16 protein-coding genes and 1 pseudogene are annotated in these 20,720 nt (G+C 48.1%); 9 read left to right on the top strand and 8 right to left on the bottom strand.

Annotation, left to right across the window (positions count from 1 at the left end):
• Positions 1 to 30: 30 nt before the first annotated feature.
• From ltrA to ACRRSW_RS16780, 6 genes and pseudogenes are all read right to left on the bottom strand, one after another.
• Positions 31 to 1,364 (bottom strand): annotated as a pseudogene (ltrA, locus tag ACRRSW_RS16805) (group II intron reverse transcriptase/maturase).
• Positions 1,365 to 2,596: 1,232 nt separating this feature from the next.
• On the bottom strand, positions 2,597 to 4,579 hold the full coding sequence (fhuB, locus tag ACRRSW_RS16800) for a Fe(3+)-hydroxamate ABC transporter permease FhuB (RefSeq protein WP_432452104.1): 1,983 nt from the start codon (positions 4,577 to 4,579) through the stop codon (positions 2,597 to 2,599).
• Between the two features lie 11 nt (positions 4,580 to 4,590).
• Positions 4,591 to 5,526: an iron-siderophore ABC transporter substrate-binding protein gene (locus ACRRSW_RS16795; protein ID WP_432452105.1), complete on the bottom strand. Its 936-nt coding sequence runs from the start codon at positions 5,524 to 5,526 to the stop codon at positions 4,591 to 4,593.
• Positions 5,523 to 6,311 carry an ABC transporter ATP-binding protein gene (locus ACRRSW_RS16790; RefSeq protein ID WP_432452106.1) on the bottom strand — a complete coding sequence of 263 codons (789 nt, stop codon included), beginning with the start codon at positions 6,309 to 6,311 and terminating at the stop codon, positions 5,523 to 5,525. Before ACRRSW_RS16790 ends, ACRRSW_RS16795 begins: the two co-directional genes overlap by 4 nt.
• 46 nt (positions 6,312 to 6,357) lie before the next feature.
• Positions 6,358 to 7,227: a siderophore ferric iron reductase gene (locus ACRRSW_RS16785; RefSeq protein ID WP_432452107.1), complete on the bottom strand. Its 870-nt coding sequence runs from the start codon at positions 7,225 to 7,227 to the stop codon at positions 6,358 to 6,360.
• 9 nt (positions 7,228 to 7,236) lie between these two features.
• A complete protein-coding gene (locus ACRRSW_RS16780) occupies positions 7,237 to 9,324 on the bottom strand; it encodes a TonB-dependent siderophore receptor (protein WP_432459908.1) in 2,088 nt (695 codons plus the stop codon).
• 296 nt (positions 9,325 to 9,620) lie between these two features.
• On the opposite strand from ACRRSW_RS16780, the gene ACRRSW_RS16775 reads away from it, so the two are divergent.
• The 7 genes from ACRRSW_RS16775 (at position 9,621) to ACRRSW_RS16745 (ending at position 16,018) form a co-directional block, all read left to right on the top strand.
• The gene (locus ACRRSW_RS16775) at positions 9,621 to 10,430 is read left to right on the top strand and encodes a DUF3450 domain-containing protein (RefSeq protein WP_432459907.1); all 810 of its coding nucleotides are present in this window, start codon (positions 9,621 to 9,623) and stop codon (positions 10,428 to 10,430) included.
• The gene (locus ACRRSW_RS16770; protein WP_432459906.1) at positions 10,430 to 11,782 is read left to right on the top strand and encodes a MotA/TolQ/ExbB proton channel family protein; all 1,353 of its coding nucleotides are present in this window, start codon (positions 10,430 to 10,432) and stop codon (positions 11,780 to 11,782) included. Before ACRRSW_RS16775 ends, ACRRSW_RS16770 begins: the two co-directional genes overlap by 1 nt.
• Positions 11,772 to 12,296: a MotA/TolQ/ExbB proton channel family protein gene (locus ACRRSW_RS16765; RefSeq protein ID WP_432459905.1), complete on the top strand. Its 525-nt coding sequence runs from the start codon at positions 11,772 to 11,774 to the stop codon at positions 12,294 to 12,296. The genes ACRRSW_RS16770 and ACRRSW_RS16765 overlap by 11 nt, the downstream gene beginning before the upstream one ends.
• A 26-nt stretch (positions 12,297 to 12,322) precedes the next feature.
• Positions 12,323 to 12,730 carry an ExbD/TolR family protein gene (locus tag ACRRSW_RS16760; protein WP_432459904.1) on the top strand — a complete coding sequence of 136 codons (408 nt, stop codon included), beginning with the start codon at positions 12,323 to 12,325 and terminating at the stop codon, positions 12,728 to 12,730.
• Positions 12,731 to 12,732: 2 nt separating this feature from the next.
• Positions 12,733 to 13,380, top strand: coding sequence for a TonB family protein (locus tag ACRRSW_RS16755; protein ID WP_432459902.1), 648 nt, complete (start codon positions 12,733 to 12,735; stop codon positions 13,378 to 13,380).
• A gap of 9 nt (positions 13,381 to 13,389) precedes the next feature.
• Positions 13,390 to 14,601: a hypothetical protein gene (locus tag ACRRSW_RS16750; RefSeq protein ID WP_432459901.1), complete on the top strand. Its 1,212-nt coding sequence runs from the start codon at positions 13,390 to 13,392 to the stop codon at positions 14,599 to 14,601.
• Positions 14,602 to 14,839: 238 nt separating this feature from the next.
• Entirely contained in the window at positions 14,840 to 16,018 is a 1,179-nt protein-coding gene (locus ACRRSW_RS16745) for a dienelactone hydrolase family protein (protein ID WP_432459899.1), read from the top strand.
• A 566-nt stretch (positions 16,019 to 16,584) separates the two neighbouring features.
• Here the strand turns inward: ACRRSW_RS16745 and ACRRSW_RS16740 are convergent.
• Positions 16,585 to 16,860 (bottom strand): nitrogen fixation protein NifW, encoded by a 276-nt coding sequence (locus ACRRSW_RS16740; protein WP_432459898.1) that lies wholly within the window; start codon positions 16,858 to 16,860, stop codon positions 16,585 to 16,587.
• Between the two features lie 203 nt (positions 16,861 to 17,063).
• Here ACRRSW_RS16740 and ACRRSW_RS16735 point away from each other — a divergent pair, with 203 nt between their 5' ends.
• The gene (locus ACRRSW_RS16735) at positions 17,064 to 18,791 is read left to right on the top strand and encodes a DEAD/DEAH box helicase family protein (protein ID WP_432459897.1); all 1,728 of its coding nucleotides are present in this window, start codon (positions 17,064 to 17,066) and stop codon (positions 18,789 to 18,791) included.
• A 164-nt stretch (positions 18,792 to 18,955) separates the two neighbouring features.
• Here the strand turns inward: ACRRSW_RS16735 and ACRRSW_RS16730 are convergent, their stop codons facing one another.
• Positions 18,956 to 19,561, bottom strand: coding sequence for a phosphoribosyltransferase (locus ACRRSW_RS16730; RefSeq protein WP_432452118.1), 606 nt, complete (start codon positions 19,559 to 19,561; stop codon positions 18,956 to 18,958).
• Between the two features lie 90 nt (positions 19,562 to 19,651).
• On the opposite strand from ACRRSW_RS16730, the gene ACRRSW_RS16725 reads away from it, so the two are divergent.
• Positions 19,652 to 20,224, top strand: a complete 573-nt coding sequence (locus ACRRSW_RS16725; RefSeq protein ID WP_432452119.1) for a phosphoribosyltransferase — start codon at positions 19,652 to 19,654, stop codon at positions 20,222 to 20,224.
• Positions 20,225 to 20,720 lie beyond the last annotated feature (496 nt).

Below are 20,720 nucleotides of genomic sequence, written 5' to 3'. Positions count from 1 at the left end.
CACCCTGCATGCGGCTCCGCACAGGGCGTTTCACTTAGAATGGTGAAGCTTAATCCATCCATCTCGAAGCGCAAATAGACCTTGGGATGCTAAATAAGCATTCGATAATGCTTGTTTAGCATCCCCGGTGTTTTCGAGCTTCTCCATGGGCCTTTACTGGTTATGCCACAGGCTACCGCGGCTTGAACATGTACTCCTCTACGCATCAGATTTCTTACTTTGGTTCTCGGTTTTCGCCACTGTCGCCAGTAGGCCATTCGCACTCTGCGCCTTATCCAGTGATCTAGATCTACGCACAGTTGATAGCAATTCGCGATCCCAAAGTAGTTTATCCATCCTCGCAAGTATTGGCTTACTTTAAATAGCTGATAGCCCATCGACACGCCCCAGTTACGGTTTGTTAGACGCCTAATTTGTTGTTTAAAACGGTGTAACGTTTTGGCGTGAATTTGCAGCCGTCCCGCTTTAAAGGTAAACCCTAAGAACTTACTCTTCGCCGTTTTAACCACCTGACTTTTGGCTGTATTAACCACAAGTTTTAAGCGCCGTTGCAAGAAGCTACTAATGCTCGTAAGCACTCGTTCACCCGCACGCTGACTTCTCAGCAAAATGGTAAAATCATCGGCGTAACGAGCAAACTTGTGCCCTCGCTTTTCCAGCTCTTTGTCCAATGGATCGAGCATGATATTGGCCAGCAAGGGCGATAATGGTCCCCCTTGCGGTACACCTTCTCGACTTTCCTGATAGCACTGGTTATGGATAAAACCCGCTCTCAGGTATTTTCCAATCAGTGTAAGTAGCCGTTTATCTTGAACTCGATTTCCCAGCTGACTCATGAGCAGATCATGGTTAACTCGGTCAAAGAATTTAGATAAGTCCACATCAACCGCAAAACGTCGGCCTTGCTTGATGATGCCTTGAACTTGCTTCACTGCTTGCTGCCCATTCTTATTTGGCCTAAATCCAAAGCTATTAGCTGAGAAACTAGGGTCAAAAATGGGCGTAAGCACTTGAGCTATGGCCTGTTGAATAACACGGTCTAGCACCGTTGGGATCCCCAGTTGGCGTTTACCGCCATCGGGTTTGTCAATCTCCACACGGCGAACCGGTTTAGGCTGATACTGGCCATTACGCAGCGCAGCAGCAACCTGCTTCCAGTGTAGTTTTGCCCAAGAAGGAAATGCATCAATGGACATGTTATCCACTCCAGCAGCCCCTTTATTGGCTCGAACACCTTGCCACGCGAGCTGAATATTCTGCCGCGTTAGCATATGTTCGAATAGATGTTGGCTAAAGGTTGGCTGCGAGTTATTACGCTGAATCGCATCTACGCTGGACGGCGAATGGGTGTTCAAGTTTAACAAGGCTCCTCCTTTATTCTAAGTGTTCAGGCCTTCACCGTGTCCCAACCATTACGATGGGCGTTGGGCTACTATGCCGTCTGCTGACTTCTGCTTAATCACCGTTTGAGTTACCCCAAATAGCGCTATCGTTGTTCATCGTATTTGCTCACTTAAGTTGATGAGAATTAAGTGCCGGGCCTGTTGAACTAGCGGCCAAGCTAGTCAGTTTAACGATCGCCTGTTAAGCAGATCTCCCCAGATAAGAACATGCACTGTCTCTGCACTGCTGCATCATTTACGGTGGCCGTTAGATCACATGGCTTCGTTGTCTTGTGCCAACTCGCCTCCAGCCTACGCCTCATATGATGTTTTTGTTCATCAGCTCGCAGATTTGCGTCCGGCTTCCTTCAGACATTCCCTCACGGTAACGCCCTTGCCATTCGCTAGTAGTTAGCGTTTAATAATCAAAGTGTTATTAAACGGTGACCTTCCTACAGAGGACTTTCACCTCATTAGTTCATGCCCATGCTGGGCGTACACAAAGCCAGTAACGTCGAGCTACTTTTCCGTCGCTTGAATTATGGCGAAAAAGACTGCCATAATTCAATCAACTACAAAGCAGCCGCGTTCTGGCGGCGTTAATACTGAGTATGCCTAGCTTGGGTTTACCCAAAGCATCACCGCATTAATTACCTTCCTAACACGTTTTTGTCCAAAAGTGAGTTGGTAATTTAGTGTGTAGCTTGTACGGTTAGGTCACGCTCGGTAATCCGCAGTGTCAGATTGTGTAAGAGCTAGTAAAGATAATCACACTAGTACAGATAATCACTCATCAACTCATCAACTCATCAACTCATCAACTCATCAATTCATCCACTGCTCACCGAGAGAGCGGCGCTTGTGGGATGAAGGTTTATTACAGATGAGGCTTTTGCGCTCCAAATCGTCAGGCTGGCGGTACTTAATTGCGGCAGAATCATGCCCTCAATTCGGGCTTCAAAAAAACCAAACAAGACGGTAAGCTTTTGAATGATAGCAGACTTGATAAGTCGCTCAATTTAACTGCGCTAATTGCCTCGCAGTTGCCGTGCAACGATCACGAACTGGGGGGCTCAATCCTTTGAGCGCTCTGCCAGCACGGGCTTGTTGCTGGCGAAAGCAATTTACTGCGCCCTTTCGGCTGGCCAGATGGCGCAGCCTTTGGTGTTTGGGATCGCCAGCGCGTGGGCGCGAAGCGGTTTAAGATGTATCTTCTACTGGCTTTGGTTTGGCGGGTGACCGCTTCTGCTCAGTAACAGGATCAAGTAACTGCCACCTAATATAGAGGCAATGGTGCCCGCTGGCATCTGTACCGGATAGAGCAAGACTCGACCTAACCAATCGGATACCAACATTAATAATGCGCCAATGATGCATGCCAGTAGTAACTGCGGCGCAGCTTTCTTGGCGCCAAGCATCACCGCCATATGCGGAGCTAATAAACCCACAAAGGCTAAGGGGCCAATCACGGCGGTTACTAGTGCGCATAATAGCGCCACGATGATGAGTAATATCAGCCGAGCCTGGCTTATATTCAGGCCTCTCGCCTTAGCGATGTCATCTCCCGCCGAAATCAGAGTTAACCAGCGACTCAGTGACAGGCTGAGCAGCCCTAACAGCGTCACCGAGACGAGCAGCAAGATGACCTGTGAGGGAGCCACGCGATAGGTGGTTCCGGATAACCAGCCCAGGATGCTATAAACCTCATCACTGCCTTTGGCCAAAACAAAGGCGATGAGGGCGTCGATGAGCGCCGCTAAAGCAATGCCAATTAATACCATCATTGCGGGTGAGAACTGATGTTTTCTACCCAGTAGCAGCAGTAGGGCGAGGACCGCACTACTGCCAATAAATGCGACTAAACTTCCCACCTCAAAAATTGACGCACCGGTGAAGATAGTGGTGATGACCAAGGCAAATGTAGCACCAGCCGACATCCCTAAAATGTCGGGGCTGGCCAAGGGGTTGCGGATCAGTCGCTGTAAGATTACCCCGGCCATGGCCATCGCTGCACCGCCCGCCACGGCGGCAAATACTCGTGGCCAGCGTAGCTGCCAGGTGTGTAAATTACTGATGGATAACTGCCAGCCATGCAATGAAGGTGCAACAAATAAGGCGACAAATAATATGCTTAACAATAGGCAGATTAAAGCTAGGGGCAGATGCTTGTGTAAGCTGACGGCGCCTTTTGGCAGGCTTAGACTTTGCTGGTCTTTCGCGCCTAGTTTGCCACGGCTAAACCAAATCAGTGCTGGGGCCCCAATTAAAGCCGCCGCGGTGCCACTTGGGATCATATTGGTTGTGTAGCCGCTGGCAATCAGGGCAATCATATCGGTTATTAGCAGCAATAAAGCGCCAATTAAGACACTAAAGCATAATTGGTCACGGGCTGTTCTGGCACCTAAACTACGCACGATATTGGGTGCCAGCAGACCAATAAAAGCGATTAATCCCACAGCGGTAATCGCGCAGGAGAGCATCCAAATGGCGAAGCCAATCAGCGTGACCATGGTGGGAATGAGGCTTAAACCACGAGCCCCGGCCGCCTGTTCACCTAAACGTAATAGGCTGAGTGGGCGAGGGGCAAAATATAACAACAGGGGCATGGGCCACAACTTTGGTAGTAACCAAGTCACCCAACTCCAGTCGCTTTGAGTGAGATCACCAGCACCCCAAATAAACAGGTTTTTAGCATATTGATCATGTGTCATCACGATAGCCGTCGCGATGGCACCTAACAGTAGATTGATGGCCAAACCCGATAAAATCACCGGTAAGCCCCCCAAACCCTGACGACCCGCAATAAAAATGACCAGTGCAGTGCTGAGTATGGCGCCTCCCATGGCAAACCAGTGCCCATAAAGGGGGACTAGACTGGGTAAAAAGACACTTAAACAGACCAAGCCTAACCACGCGCCAGAAGACGCGCCTAAGGTCATCGGCGATAATAAATAGTTTTGTGTTAACTGCTGCAAAAGGCTACCGACCAAACCCAATACGCCGCCCACAATAATCGCTAAGCTGAGTCTTGGCAGGCTGGCATACAAAAACATCACCTCGGAAAATTGCTGGCTCTGCCAGTGGTGAATCAGGCTCAGCTGACGGAAGAGGCTGGGTGCCTCGCCTATTTGTAAATAGCCGAGGGTAGCGACGATGAATATGCCGCCACTAAGGCTGTATCTGGATAATATGCTCATCGGTGTTGGGTTTACTCGGGACTGTTGATGTTTAATAAACTGTCGGTAAGGGCCTGAGCGAAGTAGCCAACCGAGTTTACGCCACCATAACTCCAGATAGCTTCCATGGTGGTGTAGTGGCCTTTGCGGACAAACGGCAGAGCTTGCCATAGCGGTGAGGCTTGCAACTGTTTTTCTTGATCAAAGGGTTTAATGTTGACCACGATGCCCTCTTCAATTTGAGCTAAATCGCTTAGTTTCTTCTGGGCGATCCCCCATTTAGAGGGGCCTAAAGGGAGCGCGGGGGCGATCCCTAATTGCTCGGCTGCGGCTTGGGAAAGTGAATTATCTCCATAGACGATAATCGTTGAGGCATTGTTGAATCGAATGGTGGTTACTTTGGGGATATGCCCCGAAAAATGTTGGGATATTTGTTGTTTTAAATCTACAAATTGCTTCTCTAAGGCGGTGAGCTTTTGTGCGGCGACCGTTTGTTTATCAAATAACTCGGCCAATTGCATAAAGATTTTTTTGGACTTTTGATAGTTATCCTGGCTGGCGTTAAACGAATCAAAAAACAGCGTTGGTGCAATTTTTTCTAAACGCGGCAGTAGATCGGCCTGTGAGCTACTCAGTAAGATGACATCTGGTTTGAGTTCTTCGATTAACTCGAGATTCGGCTCCATGCGAGTCCCCACATCGGTGACGCCTGCCGGAATGGCTGGTTTGACGACCCAGGTTTGGTAACCGGCAATATCGGCAATACCCACCGGGACAAGACCTAATTCCAACACGTTTTCTGCCATGGACCAGTTGAGTGCAACAATGCGTTGCGGCACCTTAGCAAAGTGATGCGACTTGATGTCATCGTTGATGGTTAAAGCCAGTGCCAGGCTTGATTGAAGCACTAGCATCAATAAAACGGTTTTTATGATGAATGGAGTTCGGCGACAATGAGTTTGAATCATAATTGTTCCTCTTCGGGATAAGCGACCGCGGCCACGGGGAGGTTTTGCTGGGCTTGTTTGATTAAATCAAAATCCAAGCCATAAATTTTTCGCAGGTTCGCAGGTGTCAGTAATTGTTGAGGTGAGCCATCAAAACAGATTTGCCCCTGTTTTAAAGCCAGAATGCGATCGGCAAAGCGACAGGCCAGATTGACATCGTGCAAGATCACAACAATACCGCGCTGCTGCTGTTGGTTGAGCTGACGCAGTAATTGCATTAAGTCGTATTGATGACTAAGGTCTAAGGCGGATGTCGGTTCATCAAGCAGCAGCATCGGGGCCTGCTGGGCAAGTAACATGGCAATCCAGGCGCGCTGACGTTCCCCCCCTGAAAGTTGATCGGCTAGCTGCTCACCGTAGTGGCTGACATTGGTTTGCCGTAGGGCTTGCTGGACTGCTAAATGGTCACTGGATTTCCAGCGGCCTAAAGTTCCACGCCAGGGGAAACGGCCTAAACGGACTAATTCGGTCACCGTTAATCCCGCAACATCTGGAAGTCGTTGTGGCAGATAGGCCAGCTGCTGAGCCAATTGGCGCTGGGAAAGCCTCTCCAAGGAATGTTGATTTAAACAAATACGTCCTTGAGTTGGGTTTTGTTGGCGCGCTAATAGCTTCATTAAGGTCGACTTTCCGGAACCATTGTGGCCCAGAATGACGGTGATTTGCTGCGCAGCAATGCGCAACTCTGGAATATTTAACACGGTGTTTTGTTGATGACGTACGATGACGTGGTGTAGCTCTAACATCGGAGGTTTACTTTTTTATGGCTTACTGAACATGCCGCGCTGGGGTTTAACATGTTTGCAAGGATTGTTTATGTGCCGCTAAGCGCTGTGCTAACTCGGCGCGTTGCAGCTTCGGACAGTTGAGGCAGTAATCACCATCGGCTCGCCGATAGTGCTGGCAACAGGCTGAAGGTTTGGCCAGAACGGTACTGCGTTCTGGGTTTAACTCAAAATCAAAAAATGGTGATTTGGGCCCGAGTTGAAGTTGTTCACTCCAGGGACTTAATAAATGGCTGAGTGCCACACTGTTGAGTTGCGGGAATGCTGCAGCTAACTTGAGCATCAGATTAGCGATTTGATCTTTGACGAGACGCATGGCGACGGCTTCGCTCAGTCTACCCTGTTGTCCTAAGGCTGAGCGGTAGTCTTGTAATAATTGGCTTAATTGGCGACAGCTTTGATTTAATACCCATTGCTGATCATCAGCCGCTGTGGGGGAGCTAAGTTGCAGATCCAGATAGCCACTCACAATGCCACTCTCTAAGTTAAGTCTTTGCTTGAATTGGCTCAGGTCTAAACTGGTTTGGCGGGCATATACCGCAATCAATGTTAGTGTAATGGGTTGCCAAATGAGCATCCTCCAACTTTGGATGAGCCAATACACTTCGCCAGCTTCGGGATGTTGATGTTGCCAGCTGCGATACAATTGGCAAACTACCTCACTTATTTGTGGGGATTGGGCATCAATCAACGGCTGCGAGTTAAGCTGGTGAGTGTGTAATTCAATTAAGCTGGGGCTTAAATGTCGCGCCAGTTCAGCCAAAGGCTTGCTGCTTTGAAAAGCGGCGAGCAGGTATTGGCTGATGCTATCCAAGTTAGACGATGTCATGAGCAATATTGGCTCAATTGGCCTGCGGCGAAAATGCACGGAGGCCATGGTTGAGTCCTAAAAATTGTATCGAACATCGGCGGTGACGTATAAACCTTCACCATAACCAGTGGTTCCAGAGGTAGACGCATATGCCACGTAAGTCTTATTGAATAAGTTTTTCGCGTTTAAGCTCAGATCCCAGTGACCGGTTTGGTAAGCGGCCATGGCGTCAAATAGAGTCACTGATGGTACAGTGTACAGATCAGTGCCATCGGTGGTATCTCCTACATAACGGCTTCCTAAACCGACTCGTAAACCTTCAAGCGAGCTTTTGAATTGATAATTCGCCCATACCGAAGCGAGTCTATCGGGCACATAGGCGATCCGGTAACCGGTTTCTTCATCTTCAGTTCTTTGTTCGGTATAGGTGGCAATTAAATCAACTTGTAACCATTTTTTATGAACTTCGAACTCAGCGCCTTGAATACTGACATCAGCCAGTGGCCGAACACCACCATTGGGATTGGTTTGAACTCGATTTTTCTGGGTAATGTCATACAAAGAAACGGTTGCAAGTAGGTCTGAACCAGTGGGTTGATATTTTATGCCCGTTTCATATTGCTCGCCACGTAGCGGATCGAGGTAGATCAGTTTACCGTTATTCATATCCGAGACAGCTTGCTGAGGCTCGAATGATTGCGAGTAGCTTAGGTAAGGAGAGAGTCCGTTATCAAAGTGGTACATTCCACCGAAGCGTCCGGTCACCGCATCTTCGCTAGTATTGGCGATACTACCTTCGGTTTTGGTTTTGGTGGTGTCGTAGCGTAAACCAGCATTCACCGACACTTGAGCAATATTGACTTGGTCATTCAGATAAATACCAAGTTGCGAGGCAGTCACTTCTGCCCCAGGTGTAATGGTATAGCCGCTGGGAATGTTGCCATAAACCGGATTATAAGGGTCGATGGTACCACCGCTACCAAACCAGACATCGTCACGTGTTTTTGCCTGTTGGCCGTCTACGCCGATTAATAGTGCATGTTCTGTCGCACCCAAAGAAAAATTAGCCAAGGCGCGCACATCGCTGGTGAGCACTTTGCTATTTCCTTGCTTATGGTACGCCGCACGGTTGATCGTGCCATCGGGGTTATACATAATCGGAGCGCCATCACTACTGGTACTCGGCGCATAAGACCACATGGAGCGGTAATCGGATTCACTATCGGTGTAGCGCATATTGGCTTGCAATGACCAGATCTGATTAAAACGATGGTCAAATAAGGCAGTTAGCGATAGTTGTTCGGTGTCATAACTATCCCAGCCGGGCTCACTTAAGAAGGTGCTTTTGTCGATATACTGGCCATTCGGTCCCGCGAACAGTGTGCCTTCGGTAGGTAAAAATTGAAGTACTGTGCCCGATTCGTCGCGTTGATAGTTGGCCAATAGGGTTAAATTGGTTGCGTCACCCATCATCCAGGTTAAGGAAGGATTAATCAGGTAGCGATTGTCTTCAGTATGATTAACTTGGGTATCACCTTCGCGCGCTAAAGCGACCATTCGGTAGAGTAGGTTGCTGTTAGCAATTGGTCCGGTCGAGTCAATTGCAATTTGGCGTCGATTATGAGAACCGCCTTGGGCCAATAGTTGATGACTGGCCTGCTGTTGTGGCAGTTTTGACACCAGATTCACAATGCCCCCAGTAGAGCCTTGACCAAATAATACCGATGAGGGACCTTTGAGAACTTCAATTCGTTCCATAGAGAAGGTGTCGGGGCGAATGTTGTTATAGTAGCCAAACAGTGATTTCATGCCGTCCACATACTGGGTGGGGGCGACACCACGGACCAGACTCCAGTCACCACGTGAATCTAAACCAAAGGCACTACTATAGACACCGGAAGTATAAAGTAATGCGTCCTGTAGGTTTTTAACGCCGGTATCTCGCATAAATTGTTGGTCAATCACTGCAACGGAAAATGGTAGTTCTTTGATCGGAATATCCATTTTGCTGCCAGTTGTGGTTGAGTTAGCAACCCCTTTTTCAGCGACGACGGTGAGCTTATCACCAACCTCTAATTGCTCGTGATTGACAGTGGTTTGTTCTGCGTTGACATTTTGGCTAAGTACGGCTGCTAGCAATACCGATATGTAACTACGGTTCATCCTTAATTTTCCTGCATTAAGTTAATTCAGTGAGTTTCACTTCCTTTCAATAAACGGTATGATATTATCAAATACAAATAAGAACAATTCTTATTTGTGTTGATAGCTATAGTTGCTTGTTGGTGAAATGTTGCGACAGGCTGAACTTGTAAACTTTTTGTTGGTGGCGAATTTTGATGATAAATGTCGCTGCCAGCACTAAGCATTCGTGTTGTTATTTCATCGACATGCAATCTCTGGGTTGTTGGGATCCTCATTATTCATCTTGTGAAAGAATGTTTATCAGTGGTAAAAAAATGAAGATATTAAAGGGCCGGTTGAGCTGGTCATGTTTACTCGCCGGAATGTGCTTGGCTCATGTGGTACAGGCGAGTGAAATTGATGCCAGTCTTAAAACAACTGAGCAAAGTCATCGGAAAAATCAGCAGACTCAGTTGAAGCTTGATGGTTTAGATGAGCGGGCACAACAAGCCTTTTTAGATTATCAGCAAAATCAGCAACAAGCCGATTTAGTAGAGGCTTATAACAAACAGTTGAGCTTGATGGTGGCTTCTCAACAGCAAGAGCTGGATGATTTACAAAGTCAGCTTGGCTCTTTAGAGGCGACTCAGCAATCGGCCTTACCCTTGTTGGCTGATATGCTTGAGGGCTTAGCCCATTTTGTGGCGCAAGATTTGCCCTTTTTGCCGCAGGAACGTCAGCAACGTTTAGCTAAACTGCAAAATAATTTAGTGCGAGCTGATGTGAGTTTGGCCGAGAAATACCGTCAAGTATTAGAAGCCTACCAAATTGAAATAGAATATGGACGTACCATTGAGGCTTACCAAGGTAAGTTAACCAGCGCTGAATTAAAGTCTTTTAAAACATTGCCTACCCACGACGGTGACGAACTGCAAGTCGACTTTTTCCGCTTGGGTCGCACCGCCTTGTATTTTCAAAGTTTAGATAGCCAGATTAGCGGTTTATGGGATCCTCAGCAACAAGCTTGGGTGAGTTTACCGAAACAACACAATTTGGACTTACGCTCGGCGATTCAAATCGCTTGGCAACAGAGTATTCCCGAGCTATTAACGCTGCCACTTAATCCGATCGAGCGGGGGCTGTAATGCGCATTTTGTCGATCTTATTATTTACCTTATTCAGTTTTTCAACACCGCTATCAGCCGCCGAGCCTAGTCATCGTTTAGCATCGCTCGCGACAGACATTCTTCAGCATGATGGTCAAGTTAATCAGCAGCGTTTAGCCGAATTTAAACAACACCTAGATAGTCAAAAGGCGCTATTGGCACAAAGCCAGCAACGTTTGGCCGCGGCGAATGCTCGGCAACTAGAATTAAAGCAAGCCTTTGACCAAAACGAACAGCATTTAACTGAGATACAGCAATTGTTGACTCAGCGAAGTGGTCAGCTCGGCGAAGTGTTTGGTGTGGTGAAGCAACAAGCCAGTGAGGCGCAAGGGCAGTTGCAGGACTCTTTGGTCAGTGCACAGTTTCCGGGACGTAGCAAACAGCTAGATTTTGCTTCGGCACAACGAATTCCGAGTATCGATGAATTTAAGACTTTGTGGGTTAGCTTATACGATGAGTTGAATGAGTCTGGAAAAATCGTTTTATTTGAGCGGGATGTGGTGGAGCCTTCCGGACAAACTCGCAGTAGCCAAGTGTTGCGCATTGGTAATTTTCAGTTGCTTGACCAACAAGGGCATTATTTGAGCTGGCAAAACAAGCTGGATCAATTATTGGTGTTGAGTCGTCAGCCTGACGGCGCGGCGGTGAATCAGGCGAAAGCCTATATAGAGGGCAAGCAGGCCAGCTTAGTGATCGATCCGACCCGTGGCCAATTATTGGCCTTACTCGGCCAAGTGCCCAGTTTAGAGCAGCGAATTAAACAAGGTGGCTATGTGGGCTATATTATTTTGGCCTTGGGACTGATTGGTTTGGTGATGGCCCTGTGGCGGATGTTGCTGTTAAGCATCACCGAGATGAAGGTGAAGCGCCAGTTAAAAAACAGTTCAGGCCAACTATTCGATAATAACCCTTTAGGGCGAGTATTGAATAAAGCCCAGCAAAGTGAATTAGCAGTGGACGATTTAGCCTTAAGAGTTGAAGAGTCTATTTTGGAGGAAGTTCCTGGCTTAGAGCGAGGTCAAAGTCTGATTAAGTTGTTTGCGGCAGTTGCGCCTTTATTGGGGCTGCTGGGCACCGTGACCGGAATGATCGGCACTTTCCAGAGTATTACGCTGTTTGGTACCAGCGATCCGAAATTAATGGCGGGAGGGATTTCTCAGGCTCTGATTACCACGGTACTGGGCTTGATTGTGGCCATTCCACTGTTGTTTAGCCATAACTTGTTGAGTAGCCGTTCTCGCCGAGTGATTCAGATCTTACAGCAAAAAAGTACCGCTTTATTGGCTGATAGGCGCGAAGCTCAGCAAGTAAGGAGCAAACATGCTACTTGATTGGAGCCGCATCAGTGGATTGTTGCTGCAGTTTCTTCATTCCGGTGGTTGGGTGCTCAGTCTTATTTTGGCTTTAGCCGCTTTGTTGATGACGTTGATTTTGGAGCGCTACTGGTTTCGTTGGTTTAGTTTTCCAGCTTTGCGGCAACAATTTAATCAGAATAGTTTCTCACATCGGCAGTGGTATCGCTGGCAAAGTGAGTACTGTGATTTAGATCTCCAGCTTAAACAGCATCTATCATTTATTAAGTTATTGATTTCACTGTGCCCTTTAGTAGGCTTGCTGGGCACGGTCACCGGTATGGTACAGGTTTTTGATAGTTTAGCGCTTAACGGAACAGGCAATGCTCGTTTAATGGCAGCAGGCATTGCCAAAGCTACCTTACCCACTATGGCAGGTATGGCGATCGCGGTTTTTGGGTTAATTTTCCATACGCACTTGGCACGTTGGACCATTCGTCAACGGGCCCGCATTCAGGCGAGCGCGGCCTCACTAGGGGCTCAACATGGATAATCAAAGATTAAATAGTAGAGTAGACAATGAGACAAACTAAGTTTTTATTCCAGCAAGAGGATGAAGCGCAGATCGATATGACGCCGATGCTGGATATCGTGTTCATCATGTTGATATTTTTCATCGTCTCCACTTCATTTGTGCGTGAAGCCGGTATTGAAGTGAACCGACCCCAGTCGCAAACCAGTACCGAGCAAAGCCAAGGGGCGGTGATGGTTGCCTTAAGTGCTGAGGCCGAAATTTGGTTGGATGGTCAGGCGATAGACATTCGTATGTTACGTCCAACTTTGGAGCGTTTAAAGTCTGAGCAAGCCGATTTAGCGGTCGTGGTGCAAGCTGACGAGAAGGCCAGCACTGGTGATTTAGTGAAACTGCTGGATCAATTGCGCTTAGCAAACTTGCCGTACTCGGTGGCAACCCGGATGGGTGGTTAGTGATGTTGCGCTTGCTGGCATTTTCGCCTCTGGGCATTTTGTTTGCCTCGAGTTTTTTCTGGGCCTTAGCGCATCTTGCTGGCATCGGTCAAACGGCGAAGTTTGAACGCAGCGAAGCGCCGCACTTAAGTTTTTTGGCTGTAAAACAAGATAGCGATGTAGAACATCGCTTACGAGAGCGACAAAAACCACCAGAGCCAGAGCTCGAGGCTGTCCCAGAACTACCTCCAATGCCCTCGCAAACTTTAAGCCAAGCGCCACAGCCTAAAATCGATTTAAATTTACCGAGCATCAGTAGTACGCAAGTCGCGATTAGTTCGGTGAGTAATCTAATTCATATAGGCCCACCGGCTCCGGTTGCGGTGACGATTGACCGTCATCCTATCGCCTTGTCTCGAGTATCTCCGGTTTATCCTCGTTCGGCGGAGCGACGCAAGATTGAAGGTAAAGTCACGGTGCACTTCACGGTAAAAGAAAATGGTGAGGTCGCGATTGGTAGTATTAAGGTGGTGAAATCGGATCCCAAAGGGGTGTTTGAAGCGTCGGTTAAGCAGGCTTTAATGCGTTGGCGTTTTCAGGTTAAAACCGAGAATGGTAAGGCGGTTTCTTTTAGAGCCTTACAAACTTTCGAATTTACTCGCGGTGATTAAGGAATGTTTATGTTAAAGCATATGATACTGCTGGCTTTACTTTGCGTGAGTGCTGCGGGATTTGCCAAGACTAATCAGCTCAATCAATATGAGTATAAGCAAGTCAATAGCGCCTTGAGTTTGATTGAGCAACAGCAGCCGCAGCAGGCGAAGCGGGTGTTAGTGAAGCTTGAGCAGACACTCAAACCACTTGCAGCGCGGGCCTATGCTCTGGCAATTACTCGACTTAATTTGGCGCAGTTAGCCTTGAGCGGTGATCACTACCAACAGGCTCTTCATTATTATCAGCTCGCGGTGGACTCTAATACGCTCGAGCCAGCACAGCTGTTGCAACTGATGCTAGTCAGAGCACAATTAAATCTAGCCTTACAACATTGGGCGATCGGCGCTGAGCTATTGGAGACTTGGTTAAGCCAAGCCGAGCCAAGCTCAATTGCGGCTAGCCATTATCAGCTGTTGGCTCAGGCAAAATTGCAGCAGCAGCAATGGCGCGCTGGGGCGGAGGCGATTGAACGGGCCATCAGTATGCAAAAATCAGCAACGGTGCCGATAAATTGGTATCAGATGGCGATGGTCAGTCGCTCTCAGCTGTCGCAATGGCGCTTGGCGATCAAATGGCAAAAGCAGCTGCTGTCAGCCGAGCCGAAAAAAATGTCGCACTGGTATCAACTTGCGGCGTTGTTGATGCAAAATAAAGATGAGCCTGCTGCTTTGGCCAGTTTACGCTTGGCCTATCAGCAAGGATTATTTGAGAAGCCAAGCCAGTACACTTTGTTGAGCCAATTATTGATACGTCAAGGCAATGCCTATTTGGCGGCGCAGATCTTAGAGCAAGCGATGCAGCGTGGGCAGTTAAAGCGAAATAAGCGTTATCAGTCTTTGCTTAGTCAAGCTTGGTTGCTGGCCAAGCAGCAAAAGCAGGCGAGTGCTGCCTTAGCACAACTTTTGAAAATTGACGATAGTGAAGCGAATTTACGTCAGTATGCGCAATTGTTATTGCAGCAGCAACAGTGGAATAAAGCACTTGATGTGTTACAGCATTTGGCGGATAAACAAGCTAAAGTTGAACCACGCTTGTGGTTAATGATGGGGATCGCCAATATTCATCTGGGGCAGTTAAGTAGAGCGCAACAGCTGATTGCTAAAGCAGAAACCGATGATAAGTTACGCAACGAGAGTCAAGTGTGGCTGAATTACATTAGTCAGGTACAGGCGGGCTAGCAGCCTGTTTGAGGGGCTCCGCTTGATACTCTCTAGTTGTTGCCTCCTTCGCTGGCGCTGCCGCTCAAGAATCTAAAAACGACGGTAGACACGATTTTTTATATTCTATGCAGTTAAACGTATGTTTTATCTGCTTTTACTTAATTTAACAATTGTGATTCCGCTAACGATAATCCTTGATTAAAGATCGTATTTTAAACCGATGTTTCATTTTGGTTTTAATCAATTAAGGATGCTTATGAAGCCACTCGTTGTTGCCAGTTTACTGAGTGCTGTAATGGCACTAACACCTCAGTTACTGCATGCCAAAGCCGCCGAAGGCGCGACGTATCAAATGCAAGCATTTGACCAAGCCCAGCGTAGTTTTCCGGTTTTTTATCAGAAGCTTAAACAGCGGATGCCATTTACCATGAGCTGGGCAAATAACCAACTGAGTCCCCAACAGTGGCGGGAGCAAGGTTTAGCCAAAGCGCGTGAGTTGATCCTCCCTTATCAAGATGACACCCCCTTTAAACCGATGGTGATCGACCAAGTTGATCGCGGCTCTTATATTGCGCAAAAGGTGGTGTTTAATATCAGTAACGAGAGTCGGGTGATGGCGTTTTTGCTGACGCCGAAGGGCGAAGGGCCATTCCCCGCCGCGTTATTTCTGCACGATCATGGCAGTAAATTTGATATTGGCAAAGAAAAGTTTGTGCAAACCTGGGATGACGAGGCTCGTTTAGCCTCTTCACAAAAATGGGCCGATAAGTTTTTCACCGGGCGCTTTCCGGGGGATGAACTGGCAAAACGCGGCTATGTGGTATTGTCCATCGATGCCTTAGGCTGGGGCGATCGTTCGGTGCCTGGCTTTGTCACCGGTTCACAACAAGCGCTGGCCTCCAACTTGTTTAACTTAGGTGCTTCCTTCGCCGGTATTATCGCGCTGGAAGATGTACGCGCTTCAGAATTTTTAGCCAGCCAGCCGCAGGTGGATAAACAGCGGGTTGCGGCCATAGGCTTTTCCATGGGGGCATTTCGCTCGTGGCAGGTGGCTGCCTTATCGGATGCGATTACCGCCAGCATTGTTGATTGCTGGATGGGGACGATGAAGGGCTTGATGGTACCGGGTAACAATCAGCTGAAGGGGCAATCGGCTTTTGCGATGTTGCATCCCTATATCGCGCGTTATCTCGATTACCCCGATATTGCGGGATTGAGCGCGCCGAAACCGATGTTGGTTTATGCGGGCGCTAAAGATAAGCTGTTTCCGGTGGATTCGGTGAAGTCGGCCTTCTATACCCTGCATTCGGTCTGGGACGCCAATGGCGCTGGCGATAAGCTAGAAACTAAGCTGTGGGCCGATAAAAGTCATACCTTTACCGAAGATATGCAGCAGGCGGCCTTTGATTGGCTAGATAAGCAGTTTGCTCGCTAGTTGTGGTGAAGGTAGTTGTTAAGGTAGCGGTTAAGGTAGTGGTGAAGGGGGCTTTCGCTTGCTTGAAGCACCCTTGAGTCAATGCTGCTTTCATTCGCGTCGCACGCAGGAAGTACCACCACGGCAGGCAGAGCACGTTGTTTCGATTGGCTAAATAAGCAGTTTGCTCGCTAGTTGTGGTGAAGGTAGTTGTTAAGGTAGCGGTTAAGGTAGTGGTGAAGGGGGCTTTCGCTTGCTTGAAGCACCCTTGAGTCAATGCTACTTTCATTCGCGTCGTTCGCAGGAAGTACCACTACGACAGGCTGAGCGCGTTGTTTCGATTAGCTAGATAAGCCGTTTGCTTGCTAGTTGTGGTTAAGCTAGTGGTGAAGGGGGCTTTCGCTTGCTCGAAGCCCCCTTGATTCAATTCTACTTTCATTAGCGTCGCTCGCAGGAAGTACCACCACGGCAGGCAGAGCGCGTTGTTTCGATTGGCTAGATAAGCAGTTTGCTTGCTAGTTGTGGTTAAGCTAGTGGTGAAGGGGGCTTAGCTTGCTTGAAGCACCCTTGAGTCAATTCCACTTTCATTAGCGTCGCTCGCAGGAAGAGCAACCACGGCAGGCAGAGCGGGTGTGTTGATCGAGCCTGCTGCGTTGTACCTTGCAATAGGCATTTTTCAGTGCGCGGCGTGCGGCAAACCAATCCTCGGGTTTGCTTAGTAATAAGTTCCCCATGAAATTTTTCATCAGGGCTTGCCGATATTGCTCGATAAAACTTTGATCGTAGTCGATCTCAAAATAGCTTAGCGCTTGCTCTATACAGCTAAAACTGGCGATGGTTTGTTGGATCTGTGCTTGGCTCATGGTGATTGATCATACAAAACTTTGAGTCCCAGTGTAGCCAAGTTTCAAGGGACTTTTTTTGATATCGCCCCGCTCACCGGCATCATCCACTGAAAGTTCTGGTAAGAGCTTCACTTTTCCCGAGGAAGCAAACGCCTGCGAGGCCTATTGAAACATGGCATAATCGAGCTCATCTTTATCAATCGCAGGAACCCGGGCCTTTCATGTTACAACTGCGTGATTATCAACAAGCGGCGGTAGATGCTGTATTGAGTCACTTTCGTCAAAGTGATGAGGCTGCCGTTGTGGTATTGCCCACCGGTGCAGGCAAGAGCATTGTGATCGCCGAGCTGGCGCGCTTGGCACGACACCCCATCCTAGTATTGGCGCATGTTAAAGAGTTGGTAGAGCAAAACCAGAGTAAGTTTAGCGCCTATGGTTTCGAGTCGGGCATTTTTGCGGCAGGCCTTGGCCAGAAGCAAGCGCAGTTTCCGGTCACCTTTGCCAGCGTGCAATCGCTGAGTCGCAATCTGGGGCAGTTTAGCGGCTACTATTCGCTGTTGGTGATTGATGAATGTCATCGGGTGAGTGATGATAGCGACAGCCAATATCAAGTGATTATTGAGCATTTAAAACAGCAAAACCCCCAGCTCAAAGTACTCGGCCTGACCGCCACTCCTTATCGCTTAGACAAGGGCTGGATTTACCAACAGCATTATCACGGCTATGTACGCAGCGAGCAGGCGCGCCCCTTTCACAAGTGTATCTATGAACTACCGCTGCGGCATTTGATAAACAAAGGTTACCTAACGCAACCCTTGTTGGTTGACGCTCCCGCGGCCCGCTATCAGTTCGACGAGTTGCCCAGCCAATACAGTGAAGCCCAGCTGGATCAATTTTTGTCTGGCTGTCCTCGAGTGACTCAAGCCATCTGCAAGCAATTACTCAAGCTGGCCGAATCGCGGCGCGGGGTGATGGTATTTGCTGCAACGGTTAATCACGCCAGGGAAATCGCTCACTATTTGCCCGACGAACAAACTGCGGTGGTGACGGCGGAAACGCCGCATCAGCAGCGCGATCAGTTGATCGAACAATTTAAACAGCAGCAACTTAAGTTCTTGGTGAATGTATCGGTGCTCACCACCGGCTTTGATGCGCCGCATGTCGATTTAATTGCGATTCTGCGGCGCACCGCCTCGGTAAGCCTGTATCAGCAAATTGCCGGGCGGGGCTTACGTTTATATCCGGATAAAAGCGATTGCCTAATCGTTGATTATGCGGGCAATAATTACGATCTCTACCAGCCGGAAATTGGCGAAACCAAGCCCAACCCGAATAGCACTTTGGTGCAGGTTGAGTGTCCGCAATGCCAGTTTGCTAATATTTTCTGGGGTCTCACCGACAAAGATGGCGACATCATCGAGCATTATGGAAGGCGCTGTCAGGGCTTAGTTGAGGATCCAAATTATCCCGAAAAATTAGTGCAATGTAACTATCGTTATAAGTACAAACAGTGTTCGCAATGCAATGCCGAAAACGACATCGCCGCGCGTCAGTGCCACGCCTGTGGTTTTCAGATGATTGACCCAGATAAGCAGCTCAAAGATGCGCTGCAACTAAAAGATCGTAAGGTCTTGCGTTGCAGCGGGATCTCGGCAAGTTGTGCTGGCGACAAGTTGCGCATTACCTATCATGATGAAGATGGCGCAGAGCTCAGCGAAAGCTTCAATTTTAGTTACGCTAAGGCCAAGCAGCAGTTTAATCAGCTATTTTGTCGTCGTGTCGATGGTGAAAAGCAGACGCTTGATAGCGCCAAACAAGCCGAACAAGCGATCCAGCACTTGGTGGCCCCCGATTTTGTGATCGCCAAACAACAAAAACACTATTGGCGAATTGAGCATCGCATCTTCGACTATCAAGGTCATTTTAGAAAAGCCAATCAGCAGTACTAGCGGCTGTCGCAGAGGACCTCGATGGCAATCCACGGCCGAGTGGGGCCGCTTTTAACACCGGAGCTTATGAATATCAGCACTAAGCGGTGAGTCTTAATAAAGATAAAGCGGCCGATGAGCCGCTTTTTTGTGTCTGGGAGTGGGGCTGAGGAGCAGTAGTTCGCTTATTTTGTTTGTTCGGTTTTGATTAGCGGGGCGACAAAGGGTTTGTGTTCGGCGATTTCTGCGGGGCTTAGTCCGGTGAGTTCGTAGGGAAATACCAGCCACTGCTCGGTTTGATGCAGACAAAAGTCGGGTTTTAGTTGGGTTTGGTTAAACTTAGGACGCTCCCAAAGGGTGGCAACTTTCACTTGCGTTGGCATGTTGCGTTTTAGTTTACTTTGCAGCCGATTAATCACCGCCACAACGTTATGACCACTGCTAAACACATCGTCGACAATAAGCAGACTATCATCAACATTGAGGTTTTCCAGGAGGTATTGAATACCGTGCACCCGAATCGAGTCTGGTTGCTCTAAGATTTGCTGATAATTGGCTTGGCCCTGATAAGAGGTACGTACCGAGATGTGATCGGTGACTAAACCAAGGGTTTGCAAACACTCTTGCACGTAAATCCCCACTGCGCTGCCGCCACGCCAAAGCCCGACAATAAAGCTTGGACGGAATCCGCTTTCAAATATTTTAACGCCGAGTCGGAAAGAGTCTTGGATCAGCGTATCTTCATCTAAATAATGTTTTTGCAGCTGGTCTGTGGGCTGGTTCAATGGCATCTTAGTATCCTTGAATAAGCGGGCTGATTAATGCTAGTTTTATACTACAACTTTGACCCTGAGGTCAGCTTTTTAATAGGATACATGGAAATGAGTGAAAAACTCTATATTAGCGGCCAAGATCTTTTAGAAGACTCATTCCGTTTGGCTGAGCAAGTGCTGAGCAGTGGCTTTCGTCCCAGCTTTATTATTGCGGTATGGCGCGGCGGGGCACCGATTGGTATTGCGGTACAGGAGTTTTTGGCTTATCACGGTATCACTAGCGACAATATTGCCATCCGCACCGCTTCTTATGCTGCGGCGATTGATAATCAGGCCAAAGAGGTCAAGGTGTTTGGCCTAAACTATCTGGTGAAACATGTGCAGCAGCATGACCGCTTATTGATTGTTGATGATGTGTTTGATACCGGACGTTCCATCGATGCAATTATCAGCGAATTAACGCGTTTGGCGCGGCTGAACACGCCCAGCGATATTCGCGTGGCCGTGCCTTATTTTAAACCGGAACGCAATAAAACCGAGCGGGTGCCCGATTACTTCTTACATGAAACCAGCCAGTGGTTGAAGTATCCGCATTCCTTGGAAGGCTTAAGTCCGGATGAGATCGCAGAGTATCGTCCCGAGCTTTATCAAATTATCAAAGCCCACCTCCCCAAAGCTTAACTGCTGTTTAGCTCTCAGGTATTTGCTTTCCTGACCAAGCAGATACCTGATAGTGATGAAACTGCTTTTATTTCGTCTCGAAGCTATCTTCAAAATCGGTGTTCCTTGCGCATCCCTGCAGATGGATGTTGCTGAGGACTGCCGTAACACTTCCGCAATACTAAGAGGTCTTTAAACCGCAGTTCTGCCTTGAACGAGCCTGTTGGTGAGAAAGGTACACGCCGCACTGAAAACTACCTATAAAGTAGTATTTTTCATTAAATTGAATAACTTAGGCTATATATTGGTGCGTTTTATCTTGGCTGTTGCTGGTGATTCCTGGACTTAAACGTTGCTCGATAGCTTACTGTTACTGATTTGTTATCAATTTGCTGGAGATTGGTTCTGCTTGGCTCAGCAATTGCTATAGAGATTATGTTGCGCAAGCAAAGATCGCATCAACCCGTTGCAGTGATCCTTGATACTGCTTTGTAAAGGTGGGTCGTTGGTCTTATGA

Origin of the sequence: Agarivorans sp. QJM3NY_25, assembly GCF_050870875.2 — a bacterium.
GTDB lineage: Bacteria > Pseudomonadota > Gammaproteobacteria > Enterobacterales > Celerinatantimonadaceae > Agarivorans.
Note: the sequence above shows the minus strand (reverse complement) of the source record. Positions and strands in the feature narration are given on the sequence as shown.